Source organism: Limosilactobacillus mucosae (assembly GCF_013423865.1).
Taxonomy (GTDB): Bacteria; Bacillota; Bacilli; order Lactobacillales; family Lactobacillaceae; genus Limosilactobacillus; species Limosilactobacillus mucosae.
This window is the reverse complement of sequence record NZ_CP058954.1, coordinates 720486-732976: the sequence shown is the minus strand read 5'-3', so window position 1 is coordinate 732976 and position 12491 is coordinate 720486. Positions and strand designations below refer to the sequence as shown.

Annotated in this window: 10 protein-coding genes; all 10 read right to left on the bottom strand. The window is 50.2% G+C overall.

Annotated elements, in window-relative coordinates; translation table 11 throughout:
* Nucleotides 1-9 precede the first annotated feature (9 nt).
* Complete coding sequence (locus H0G69_RS03565) at nt 10-336, bottom strand: YlxQ-related RNA-binding protein (RefSeq protein ID WP_034540120.1); 327 nt, start codon at nt 334-336, stop codon at nt 10-12.
* A complete protein-coding gene (rnpM, locus tag H0G69_RS03560) occupies nt 336-632 on the bottom strand; it encodes an RNase P modulator RnpM (RefSeq protein ID WP_033935056.1) in 297 nt (98 codons plus the stop codon). Before rnpM ends, H0G69_RS03565 begins: the two co-directional genes overlap by 1 nt.
* A 65-nt stretch (nt 633-697) precedes the next feature.
* Nucleotides 698-1921 carry a transcription termination factor NusA gene (gene nusA / locus H0G69_RS03555; RefSeq protein WP_180305183.1) on the bottom strand — a complete coding sequence of 408 codons (1224 nt, stop codon included), beginning with the start codon at nt 1919-1921 and terminating at the stop codon, nt 698-700.
* Nucleotides 1922-1936: 15 nt separating this feature from the next.
* Nucleotides 1937-2434, bottom strand: coding sequence for a ribosome maturation factor RimP (gene rimP, locus H0G69_RS03550; protein ID WP_006499128.1), 498 nt, complete (start codon nt 2432-2434; stop codon nt 1937-1939).
* Between the two features lie 196 nt (nt 2435-2630).
* The gene (locus tag H0G69_RS03545; protein ID WP_180305182.1) at nt 2631-6968 is read right to left on the bottom strand and encodes a PolC-type DNA polymerase III; all 4338 of its coding nucleotides are present in this window, start codon (nt 6966-6968) and stop codon (nt 2631-2633) included.
* Nucleotides 6969-7063: 95 nt separating this feature from the next.
* Entirely contained in the window at nt 7064-8806 is a 1743-nt protein-coding gene (locus H0G69_RS03540; RefSeq protein ID WP_180305181.1) for a proline--tRNA ligase, read from the bottom strand.
* Nucleotides 8807-8857: 51 nt separating this feature from the next.
* On the bottom strand, nt 8858-10132 hold the full coding sequence (gene rseP / locus H0G69_RS03535; protein ID WP_180305180.1) for an RIP metalloprotease RseP: 1275 nt from the start codon (nt 10130-10132) through the stop codon (nt 8858-8860).
* A gap of 25 nt (nt 10133-10157) precedes the next feature.
* The gene (locus H0G69_RS03530; RefSeq protein ID WP_180305179.1) at nt 10158-10946 is read right to left on the bottom strand and encodes a phosphatidate cytidylyltransferase; all 789 of its coding nucleotides are present in this window, start codon (nt 10944-10946) and stop codon (nt 10158-10160) included.
* A gap of 16 nt (nt 10947-10962) precedes the next feature.
* Complete coding sequence (locus tag H0G69_RS03525) at nt 10963-11733, bottom strand: undecaprenyl pyrophosphate synthase (RefSeq protein ID WP_420890831.1); 771 nt, start codon at nt 11731-11733, stop codon at nt 10963-10965.
* A 193-nt stretch (nt 11734-11926) separates the two neighbouring features.
* Nucleotides 11927-12490, bottom strand: coding sequence for a ribosome recycling factor (frr, locus tag H0G69_RS03520; protein WP_143113427.1), 564 nt, complete (start codon nt 12488-12490; stop codon nt 11927-11929).
* Nucleotide 12491 lies beyond the last annotated feature (1 nt).

The window sequence follows — 12491 nt, the reverse complement described above, 5'->3', positions numbered from 1 at the left end:
CTCCTTTATTTATTTTGTTGTTTCTTCAGCGTCGTTTGACAGTTCGATCATGCGCTTGGCAAAACCGGCCTGTTCAACGGCAACCACCGTTCGTGCCTGTCCAATCGCCTGACTTAGCTCGGCTTTATTGAATCGGCAAATCAGTGGAATTTCATAATAATTACACTTATTGATAAACTGCTTGACCGTGGAATGACCGGCGTCAGCTGCCAAAAAAACCAGCTTGGCTTGATGGTTGCGGATCGATTTTAAAACCAATCCTTCCCCAGCCGTAATCTGACGGGCGCGCCGGGCTAATCCCAAAAGGTTCAAGATCTGCTGTTCTGAAGCTGTCATTAAACGTGACCGAACAGCTTGATCCGTTCCTGCAGGTGATCAGCATAGTCAATCAGCTGATCATAAAAGGCATCATCCAGCTTAACGCCGAATGCCTTATCAAAAGTGCGTTCCTTCTTTGCCCGCGTGGCAATCTTTACATCTGCGGCAATGTAGGCGCCGCGACCAGCCTTTTTACCGGTTGGGTCCACGCTGACTTCATCTTCTTTGTTGCGCACCACGCGAATCAGCTCTCGCTTGGGCATCATTTCGCCGGTAACGATGTCTTTGCGCATCGGTACTTTTCTCTTTTTCATTGTTTCACCCCGCTGCTCAATTTATTCCATTCAATCTTGCTTCAATTTCTTTTTCTATTGTAGTCTTATTCGCCATCCATTGCATCGTTTTGAGCATCATCAGCGAAATCATCAGTTTGATCTTCGACAGCCGGTGCCTCACTGGATGGCTTGATGTCAATCTTGTACTTGGTCAGCTGAGCAGCCAGACGAACGTTTTGACCACGCTTGCCGATTGCCAGCGACAACTGATCGTCCGGTACGTAGACCGTGCAGCCATGATGAACCTTGACGATCTTGTTGCCTTCGTGATCAACGCTGCCCGTATCCTCTTCTTCACCGTTGTTGTCGTCAAAGTCCAGGCGGTCAACCGTAGCTGGCTTCAAGGCATTCTTGATGAAGATCGCTGGGTCAGAGCTGTATTCGATGATATCGATGTTTTCGCCGCCCAGTTGGTTGACGATTGCCTGAACCCGGGCGCCTCGTGGACCAACACAGGTACCAACCGGATCGATGTTCGGGTCTTTTGAAGCTACGGCAACCTTGGAACGATCGCCGGCTTCCCGTGCACTGCCCTTCCATTCGATTGGGCCGTTTTGTTCCTTGAGTTCGGGAACCTCTTTTTCAAACAAGCGCTTGAGCATGCCTGGATCCGTCCGGCTTACCAAGACCAGCGGACCACGGTATTGACGCTTTTGCGTGCCATCTGGCTGCTGAATTGGCTTGGCATCGGCTACCTTGTAGATGTAGACCTGGACGCGATCGTGAATCCGGTACTCTTCGTTAGGCATCGTCTGACGCTTGCTCAAGCCGGCTTCCACACCATCGCCAAGGTCAATGTAGATAAAGCGGTTGTCTTCACGAGAGACTTCCCCTTCAACCAATTCATTCAGCATTTTGTCATACTTGTTGATGACCCGGTCGCGTTCAGCCTCACGCAGTTTTTGCAGGACGATGTTTTTAGCCGTTTGCGCTGCCAGGCGGCCAAAGTCATGCGGCGTCACTTCTTCTTGGAAAGTGTCGCCCAGGCTGTAGCCATGGCTCTTTTCCCAGGCATCGTGCAGACTGATTTGTTCTTTAGGGTTTTCAACTTCGGCCACGACCGTCTTGTCAGAAAAGACCTTGAACTCACCCGTGTTTTCATCGATCTTTACTTCAACGTTGCTGGCGTTGTAGTTGGTCTTGTAGGCCTTTTCCAAAGCATCCGTCAATGCTTCGATAACGACTTCCTTCTTGATGCCCTTTTCCTTTTCCAGGACGTTCATGGCATCAAGCAGTTCTTGTGCTTGCTTTTGCTTCTTAGTGCTCATTTTGCTGCTCCTTTATTAAAACTTGATTGCTAAGCGAGCCTTGGCAATTTTTTTACGATCCAGCGTAATCGTCTTGTGTCGCGTCTTATCCAAATAATCCAAGGTTAAGCTGTCAGGCGTCAGATCAGTCATCGTACCCTCATAGACCTTGCGGCCGTCAACTGCCTGGTACAGCGAGACATGAATATATTCGTTCAGTGCCCGCTGATAGTCGCTTTCCTTTTTTAAAGGCCGTTCCGCACCTGGTGAAGATACTTCTAAAAAGTATGCCTGGGGAATCGGGTCTGGGTCGGCATTATCCAGCGCCTCGCTCAGCTGATCGCTAACCGTGGCACAGTCTTCCAGCGTAATGCCGCCGTCTTTGTCGATGTAGACTCTTAAATACCAGCTTTGTCCTTCTTTGACAAATTCGATATCATACAGCTCAAAGTCATGCTCGGTCAAGATCGGCTCAACCAGCTTTTCGACCGCGTCAACCACCGTACTGCTCAAATCCGCCACCTCCAATTTCATTGCAATAAAAAGAGCGAGCATTGCTGCTCACTCCCTAACGAGTTATTCACTATTGATAGTATAGCATCTTTATTCTGGCTTAGCAACCATGAGCAGCATTTGCCCACTGATCAGACTAAAATCAAGATCGTTAAAAACCAGCCTGAAACTAATTTGATCAGATTACCAGCCATGGCAGTCAACGATTCAGCCGTGGTTAAAACAGACTGAGCTGATTTTCATCCGGCAGATCGTCTAAGACGTGATTGGCTGTCATGAACTGAATCAGCGTCTGCGAGACCTTTCCCCGCTCAGAAAGATCCTCTTTGGAAAGGAATGGCCGTTGTGCTCGAGCGGCAACTATCTGCTTGGCAACGTTGACCCCCAGACCCGGAATCGCTCTGAACGGTGCAATCAGCGAATCACCGTCAATCAGCCAGTCAGTGGCATCGGAACGATTCAGATCAACCATTTCAAAGTTGTAGCCCCGCTCCAGCATCTCGTTGGCCAGCTCCAGAATCGTCAGCAGGCTCTTGTCCTTGGCACTGGCCTCATTGCCCTGATCATTGATCTGCTGCATCCGCGCTTTGACGGCATCCTTGCCATGAGCCATGGCCACGACGTCAAAGTCATCCGCCCGCACGGAAAAGTAGCCCGCGTAATAAACCAACGGGAAGTAGACCTTAAAGTACGCAATCCGCAGCGCCATCAAGACATATGCCGCCGCGTGCGCTCTTGGGAACATGTACTGAATCTTCAGACAGGAATCCAGATACCATTGCGGCACGCCGGCCTGCAGCATCTTTTCCTGCCATTCATCGGGGATCCCGCGTCCTTTACGCACGTGTTCCATAACCTGAAAGGAGGTTTCTGAATCCAGGCCATAGTGAATCAAGTCGGTCATGATGTTGTCACGACAGCCGATAACGTTGGCAATCGTGGCCGTGCCGTTTTTGATCAGTTCCTGGGCATTATCCAGCCACACGCCAGTCCCATGCGAAAGACCAGAAATCTGCAGCAGCTGCGAGTAGTTCTTGGGGTGCGTGTCATCAAGCATCCCCCGTACGAACCGCGTCCCGAATTCCGGCAGCCCCAAAGTTCCCGTCTTACTTTGGATCTGTTCTTCAGTAACGCCTAAAATGTCAGGGCTGGAGAACAGACTCATTACGCCCGGATCATCCATCGGTATTGTTTGGGGGTTGACGCCTGAAAGATCTTGCAGGAACCGAATCATGGTCGGATCATCGTGTCCCAGAATATCCATTTTCAAAATGTTGTCATGAATCGAATGAAAATCAAAGTGCGTCGTTTCCCAGGCCGCGTTTTGATCATCGGCTGGATACTGAACCGGCGTAAAGTCATAGATACTCATGTCATCAGGCACGATGATGATTCCAGCCGGGTGCTGACCGGTCGTCCGCTTAACGCCGGTCGCGCCTTTTGCCAAACGGTCTTCTTCGGCGCCTCTAAACTGCTGCTCGGTGTCGCGCTCAAATGCTTTGACGTATCCATAGGCAGTCTTATCGGCCACGGTTCCAATCGTCCCAGCTCGATAAACGTTCTTTTCGCCGAACAGCACTTTCATATAGTTATGCGCGATTGGCTGGTAGTCGCCAGAGAAGTTCAGATCGATATCGGGAACCTTATTGCCCTTAAAGCCAAGGAAGGTCTGGAAAGGAATGTCGTGACCATCTTTGATCATCAAAGTACCGCACTTGGGACAGTCTTTGTCAGGCATATCAAAGCCCGAGCTGTACTCACCTTTTGTGTAGAAATGGCTGTATTGACAGTTGGGACAGCGATAGTGCGGCGGAAAGGCATTGACTTCCGTGATCCCTGCCAGATTGGCCACGACCGATGAGCCGACCGATCCCCGTGAGCCAACCAGATAGCCGTCTTTATTGGACTTGGCTACCAAACGCTGAGCAATCAGATAAATAACCGCGTAACCATTGCCAATAATTGAGTTAAGCTCCAGTTCGACCCGATCCTTGACCAGTTTTGGCAACGGATCGCCATACCAGGCATGGGCCGTATCCCAGGTTCGCTTGGCTAATTCTTCATTGGCGCCCTTCATGTTCGGCGTGTGCAGCGAGTCTTGTACTGGCCGCATCTCATCCATTTCAGCGGCCAGCCGATTGGTATTTTCCACTACGATCTCATGCGCCTTTTCCTCACCCAAAAACGCAAACTGCTTGAGCATATCATCAGTCGTGCGGAATGGAACGTCAGGCCGGCGCGTGCGATTAAGCGGATTGGCGCCGCCTTGAGAATTGATCAGAATGTGACGATAGATCTTGTCTTCTGGATTAAGATAGTGCGCGTCGCCAGTTGCCACGACCGGCTTGTCCATATCTGCTCCCAGCTTGACCATGTTTTTGATAATGTCTTCTAGATGCGCGGTATTTGAGATGATCTGCTGCTCGATCAATGGCGCGTAGTTAGGCTTGGGCTGCACTTCAATAAAGTCATAGTACTGCGCTTTTTGCTTGGCATCCGTATAGCCCTTTTCCATCATTGCAGTAAAGACCTCGCCTTTTGAGCAGGCCGTACCGATCAGCAGGCCCTCGCGATAGTGGTCGAGCACGCTGCGCGGAATCCGCGGTACCCGGTAGAAGTATTTGACGTTAGCCAATGAGACCAGTTTGTAAAGATTCTTCAGCCCCGTGTGATTCTTGGCAAAAATCGTGGCATGAAACGGTCGGCCATGACGATAGGCGCCATTGTCCGCCATATGCTTGTTTAAGTCATCAACGTATTTGGCATCATAGCGCTTCTCGGCATCCCTTAAAAAGATGTGCAGCAGATGTCCCGTCGCCTCGGCATCATGGTCGGCCCGGTGGTGATGATCAAGTCCGACTTTAAACTTACGACTCAGCGTATCCAGCGTGAACCGGTGCATTTCTGGATGCAAGAAGCGCGCCAGCGGCAGGGTATCGATAACCGGAGCCGTAATGCGCGGCAAGCCATCGCGTTCATAGCCGGTATTCAAAAAGCCCATGTCAAAGCTGACGTTGTGTCCAGCCAGCAGACAGCCTTCACAAAAGTCCTGGAACATCTGAAAGACCTCAGTTTCCGATTTGGATCCCTTAACGTCCTCATCTGTGATCTTGGTCAGTTCCTTAGTTTGTTCAGAAAGCGGAAAACCTGGATCGATAAACTGATTAAACGAGTCCAACACCTCGCCATCCCGCATCTTAACAGCCGACAGCTGGATCACCTTGTCATAGATGGCTGAAAGTCCCGTCGTTTCCACGTCAAAGATGACATAGGTATTGCCTAAAAGCTCATCATGGTTTTCGTTATAGACCAGCGGAATCCCGTCATCAACGACATTCGCCTCGACTCCATATAAAATCTTGATCTTGGCATTGCCCTTTTTGTCGTGGCCGGCATTAAACGCTTCGGGGAACGCCTGGACGCCGGCATGATCGGTGACCGCAATTGCCTTCATTCCCCATTTTTCCGCCTGTTTGATGTAATCAGAAATCGAGTTGGTGGCATCCATCGTGCTCATCGTAGTATGCAGATGCATTTCAACCCGCTTCTCGCCTTCTGCAGTATCCTTTCTGGCAGGATGACTGACCTGCTGGATGGCATAGGCCATGATCGTCAAATCACGCATGTAGGTGTCTTCTTGAACCGGACCGCGTGCCTTGATCCACTCGCCTTCTTTGATTGCCGCAAACTTGGCCTCGTCTTCTTTGTTGTTGGAGAACTTCTTAATGGCAAACGATGACGTGTAGTCGGTTACTTCCAAAATCAGCAATTGCCGGCCACTGCGTAGCTCACGGACTTCTTTTGAAAAGACGTAGCCTTCCACGACCACGTTGCGCTCTTCTTCAGTAATCTCAGCCATCCGTCGTACCGGCTCTTTGGGATTGATCGGCTTGCCAATGACCAGCGGACCATCGCCCAGATCAGGCAGCGCGGATTCCTGCTGCTTTTTTTCGGCCTTTTGCTGCTGTAGGCGCTCCATAGCTTTTTTAACCAGCTCCTGGTCCTGCTGCTGCTGTTTGGCCTTGAGTTCCTTGATCTTTTGCTCGGAAGCTGACTGATCGACCAATGGATGAATCCGAAACTGTGGAAAACCGACTTTTTGATAGCCTTCTTCAATTGCACTTAAAAGGTTCTTGACGAAAAAGTCTTTGATGGCCTCGTTTTCCAGCAGCAGCTGCACTCGGTTGCCATCGACTTCAGGAATCGTCTTGGCGCAGACCTCGCGTGCCATTGGGGATTCACCGACTTCGGCATCGACTACGTATGACCAATAGTCGCCGATCGCCTTAGCATCCAATTCATCAGTCGGCGTATCGATTCTGACTTTGGCATCCACGCCCGCCAGCTCGCGAAAACTGATCTGCAAAGCTGAGACGAACTGGCGAAACAATTCATAAGGCATTACCTTGCGCAGGACGATATCAAATTCCCAGCACTTGGACTTGCGGTGAACGATTACCTGCTTGATCTTGCCGTCCTTAAAAGCAGGATCGTCTTTAGCCATGTTCAGCTGATCCAGCAAGTGCTCAAACAGTTCATGTCGTGATAACTCCACTCCAATGCTCCTCTCTGATTTCATTAAAAAAAGCGGCTAAAAGCAGAATCTATTCTACCTTTAAACCACCTTTTGTAAAGTCTGCCGCTCGATAATTAGTCAGCGGCTGTCTCGGTAGCTGGCGTCAGCTGCTTAAGCAAAATGCCAACCGTGTTTTCAATTTCTTCCTGCTTGATCTCAATCGTCTCGCCGGTCTTGCGGATCTTGACTTCAACGATCCCTTCGCTGGCTTTCTTGCCGACCGTCACCCGCAATGGCAGGCCAATCAGATCAGCATCGGCAAACTTAACGCCAGCCCGTTCCTTACGATCGTCGAGCAGTACTTCATAACCAGCTGCTTCCAAGGCTTTGGTGATGCTTTCTGCCATCTGCATCTGTTCTTCGTTTTTAGCGTTAACCGGAATTACATGCACGTCAAATGGCGCGATGCTGTCCGGCCATGCCAGCCCATGTTCGTCAGCCGTCTGTTCGGCAACCGCCGAGAGCAGCCGTGAGACGCCGATGCCATAGCAGCCCATTACCATATCGGTTTGCCGGCCGTTTTGATCCAGCACCTGCGCGCCTAAGATCTTGGAATAATGCGTACCAAGCTTGAAGATGTGTCCCAGCTCGATCCCACGCGTAAACTTGATTGGCTGACCATCTGGCGCGATTTCGCCTTCTTGAACGTTACGGAAGTCGCCGAACTCATCAACGCGGAAGTCGCGATCTAAATTGGCGTTGACGTAGTGGAAGCCGTCTTCATTGGCACCGCAGGCCATGTTGACCAGGACTTTGACGTAGTTGTCGGCCAGGATCTTGACTTCTTCACCCACGCCGACGGGACCAAGCGAACCAGGATGCGCACCCAGATATTTTTCCGCGTCTTCTTCAGTGGCTAGACTAAGCTCTTCGCAGTCCAGCGCGTTTTCGACTTTGGTTTCGTTGACCTCGTCATTGCCGCGCATCAATACCAGTACCGGCACCGTTTCTTCTTCATCCATCTTAGCCATGTACAGCATCGACTTGATGATCTGACTACTTTCCAGCCCCAGACTTTCGGCTGCCTCATCAACGCTGTGCGCACCTGGCGTAGCCTGTTTTTGCAGTTCAGCCGGGTCAGCCGTTTGCTGGACGCCGACAAACTTGCTCGTGGCTTTTTCCAGGTTGGCAGCATAGGTTCCATCCGTGTAGGCAATCGTATCCTCCCCAACCTCAGCTGGTGCGGAGAATTCCTGGGAGTTCTTGCCGCCCATCGTACCAGAATCAGCCAGGATCACCTTGTAGTCCAGGCCAATCTTGTCGAAGATATTGCGGTATGCCTTAGCCTGCAGACTGTATGCCTCATCCAGACCAGCTTGATCAGCAGAGAAAGAGTAGCCATCCAGCATTTCGAATTCCTTACCCCGCAGAATGCCATAGCGTGGCCGATCCTCATCACGGAACTTGTCTTGCAGCTGGTAGACGACCAAAGGCAGCTTCTTATATGACTGCACGCTGTCACGCAGAATACTGGTAATCGTTTCTTCATGCGTTGGTCCCAGGATAAATTCACGATCGCGGCGGTCCTTGAGCTTAAACAGGTTGTCGCCATAGCTTTCGTAGCGGCCCGACTTCTTCCACAGATCAGCAGGCAGCAGTGCCGGCAGCATCATTTCAACGGCACCAGCCTTGTCCATTTCTTCGCGAATGATGTTTTCAACCTTGCGAATCACGCGGTAGGCCATTGGCAGATAAGCCCAGACCCCGGCAGAGACCTGATAGATGTAGCCAGCCCGCACCATCATCTTATGACTGAGCGCTTCGGCATCAGCTGGTGCTTCTTTTTTGGTAGGAATCAAAATCTTTGATTGCTTCATAATTTAAAAAAATACTCCTTTGAACGGCTTCATGAAACGGAGCCAAGATTTTTAATGAATAAAGTAGCGTTGAATATCGTTCCAAGTAACCAGAATCATCAACAGCATCAAAAAGGCAAAACCAATAATCGTAACGATCCCCTCAGCTTTTTCGGGAATCGGCCGCCTGATGACTGCCTCGATAATGTTCAATAACAGCTTACCACCATCAAGAGCAGGAATTGGCAGCAGATTGACGATTCCCAGGTTGATCGACAAAAGGGCCAGGAAATTAAGCACGCCATTGATCCCCAATGCAGTCGCCTGCGAGGTGCCGGCATAGATCGCGACCGGTCCACCTAAGTCGTTGAGGCTAAAGCCGTGTGTAAACATGTGGCCTAAGACGCTGAAGATGAGAGTTCCGGCCTGGACGAACCGCTGCCAGCCAAACGTGATTCTTGATTTGACATCGGTTTTTTGTTCTTCAATAATGCCGACCTGACCAACCGTCTCATTCCCCTGCTTGACCTTTTTAGGCGTCATCGTCGTGGTATGCTGATGACCATCGCGCTGATACTCAACCGTCAGCTTTTTGCCGGGATTACCCGAAATTTCAGTTGCCAAAGCAGTCCAGTTCTTGGTTTTTTTACCATTGATCTGAGTAATTCGATCACCGGTCCGCAAACCTGCCTTAGCCGCTACCGAGTCAGAACGAACCGCGCCCAGTCGATTGCTGTTGGTTGGAATACCGCTAAGCGTAAAGCCCAGAATAATAAAGACGACCAAAGACAGCAAGAAGTTGTTGAACGGCCCCGCGAAGTTGGTCAGCATGCGATTACCCAGACTGGCAGAACGAAACTGCACGTCTTTAGGCGCAATCTGAACAACCGTGCCGTCATTTTCGATAATCGTAGCGTCATGATCGACAGCGTATGTTTTGACCGTGCTTTCATCACCATTGACATACCCTTTGATCCATAAGCCTTCATTCAGGTCATGATCAATCAGTTGCAATGGGATGCCTTGAAACAGCGTGTTTTTATCACTGGTATTGATGCTGGTGACTTTTTGCTGGTCATTGAGCTGAATGGCAACCGGCGTTCCGGGACGCAGCGACTCTTCATCTTCTTCATCAGCACCTGCCAGCCGGACATACCCGCCCAATGGCAGAATCCGGATCGTATAGGTCGTGCCATTTTTGCGATGCCACCAGATCTTGGGACCCATGCCAATCGAAAATTCACGAACCAGAATCCCGGCCCGCTTGGCAAAGTAGTAGTGGCCATATTCATGCACCAAGACCAGCAGTCCAAAGACAATAATAAAGGTAATAATCGTTAATATCACAGAATCGCCTCACCTTTCGGCCAGCTTAGATAATCCCCAGCAGGTACAGAGCCGGCATGACCAGCAGCATACTGTCAAACCGATCCAAAATACCACCATGGCCAGGCAGGATCTTACCAGAGTCCTTAACGCCGTAGAATCGCTTGAGTGCTGATTCGACCAGGTCGCCGAATTGACCCAGAATCGAGAGCAGCAGCGTCAAAAAGACCATCAAGCCCCAGTTGTGATAGCCAACTGGGAAGAAGTAGAGGTAAACGGCCAGAACCACCGTGGCCAAAAGCGTGCCGCAGATCGAGCCTTCCCAGGTTTTATTCGGACTGACACGCGGTGCCAGCTTGTGCTTGCCCAGCTTGCGGCCAAACAGATAGGCGCCGCTGTCAGTCAGCCAGACGATCAGCATGGCATACAAAAGCGTCGTAAAGCTGACGGCCCGGGCTGCCAAGAAATTGTTAAAGCCAATGCCGATGTAGAGCATGCCCAAAGCCAAGACGCCGGCATCGTCAAAGCTGAAGCGCTGTTTATGCACAACCGTATGCAGCAACAAAAGCAGCACCATTACGTACATGGCAAACAGCCGCGTGATGTGACTCGGCAAAAAGCCCAGCCAGCTGTTAGGCAGGACCATGATTGCCACGCCGATGTAGCTGACGATCGCTGGAAAAGACGTCAAAAACATCTTTTTCATGCTCAGAATCTCGCCCATTGCAATCATGCCTAATGCAACTGCTGCAATCGTTAATGGCCAGCTGCCGTAGACAATCAATGGAATAAAGATCGCCAAGGCAACGATCGCCGTAATAATCCGTGTTTTCACTAATCTTCACCCGTTTCTATTTATTTACCAAACCGCCAAAACGACGGTGTCGCCCTTGAAAATCAATCAGACAGCGTTTCAGCGTCTCGCCATCAAAGTCTGGCCAGTGTTCCGGCACGAACAGCAGCTCACTGTAGGCAATCTGCCAAAGCATAAAGTTCGAGATCCGCTCTTCGCCGCTGGTCCGAATCAAAAGATCAGGATCGGCAAACTCGCCCAACTGTGCTGACATCAGATGTCCGCTGATCGTGTCTTCCGTGATGGAAGCAGGATCAAGTTCGCCAGCTGCAGCCTGTTGCGCGATTGACTGCACGGCCCGTTTGATTTCATCACGTGCGCCATAGTTAAGCGCGAAGTTTAGAATCATGCCGTCACAGTCCTTGGTATCTGCCATCGCATCGTTAACGGCTTTTTGCGTTTTTTCCGGCAGCTTGGTGATATCGCCCATAACCGTTACCTTAACGTTATGCTTAACCAGGTCTGGCACGAACGTATTAAAGAAACGAATCGGCAAATCCATCAAGTAGCTGACTTCGCTTTCTGGCCGTTTCCAGTTTTCCGTTGAAAAAGCGTAAAGCGAGAGTACTTTTACGCCAAGGTCGCTGGCAGCAATCGTGACTTTCTTCACCGTCTGCATGCCCTGCTTGTGACCCGCCACGCGAGGTAGGTATCGTGCCTGCGCCCAGCGACCATTGCCATCCATGATAATGGCGACATGGGCTGGGATGCGGGACATATCCAATTGCGGCTCGTCTGCCGCCTGGTGATTCTTGTTAAACAAGAACAACCCTCCATTTCCGCATTGTTTTTAATTGCAACACTTTTCATTTTACCAGAAATCTAGGCCTGACTCTACATTTGTCACCAACTATGCATAATTTTAAAGCTGGTTTTTGCATTCTGAGTCTTCTTTGTCAGTAAAAATAAAAAGAAACCAACGCGAAGTGCGCTGATTTCTCTTTCGAATTAGAATATAGAACTTAACCTTCCATTAGTTCTTTTTCTTTTTCGTCGGCAATCTTTTCCAAGTTCTTGATTCCTTCATCAGTTTCTTTTTGAACCTTGTCTTCCAGCTTGTGGAATTCATCATCGTTAAAGTCGCCGTTCTTGTTACCCTTCTTCAGGTCGTCCATGGCTTCGCGCCGCACGTTACGAACCGCAACCTTGGCCTTTTCCAGTTCCGCCTTGACCTGCTTGACCAGTTCCTTACGCCGTTCTTCAGTCAGCTGTGGAATTACCAGCCGAATTGCCGAACCGTCGTTTTGTGGCGTCAAGCCCAGATTGGAAGCATAGATTGCCTTTTCGATTTCACCAAGCAGACTTTCATCATATGGTGAGATCAGCAGTTGCCGTGCTTCTGGAATCGTAATCGAAGCAACCTGATTCAAAGGCGTTGGCACACCGTAGTACTCAACTTTAACCGAGTTCAGCAAGCTGGCGTTGGCGCGACCGGCCCGAATATCAGCTAGTGCCCGCCGCAATGCGTCCCCAGACTTACTCATCTTTTCTTTAGCTTCTGCTAGGATTTGTTTACCTTCAGCCATT

What these genes read in the sequence shown, in the direction of transcription:
- rnpM (WP_033935056.1), bottom strand. Translation starts at nt 632, where the DNA reads ATGAAAAAGAGAAAAGTACCGATGCGCAAAGACATCGTTACCGGCGAA.
- rimP (WP_006499128.1), bottom strand. Translation starts at nt 2,434, where the DNA reads ATGAAATTGGAGGTGGCGGATTTGAGCAGTACGGTGGTTGACGCGGTC.
- H0G69_RS03540 (WP_180305181.1), bottom strand. Translation starts at nt 8,806, where the DNA reads ATGAAGCAATCAAAGATTTTGATTCCTACCAAAAAAGAAGCACCAGCT.
- frr (WP_143113427.1), bottom strand. Translation starts at nt 12,490, where the DNA reads ATGGCTGAAGGTAAACAAATCCTAGCAGAAGCTAAAGAAAAGATGAGT.
- H0G69_RS03565 (WP_034540120.1), bottom strand. Translation starts at nt 336, where the DNA reads ATGACAGCTTCAGAACAGCAGATCTTGAACCTTTTGGGATTAGCCCGG.
- nusA (WP_180305183.1), bottom strand. Translation starts at nt 1,921, where the DNA reads ATGAGCACTAAGAAGCAAAAGCAAGCACAAGAACTGCTTGATGCCATG.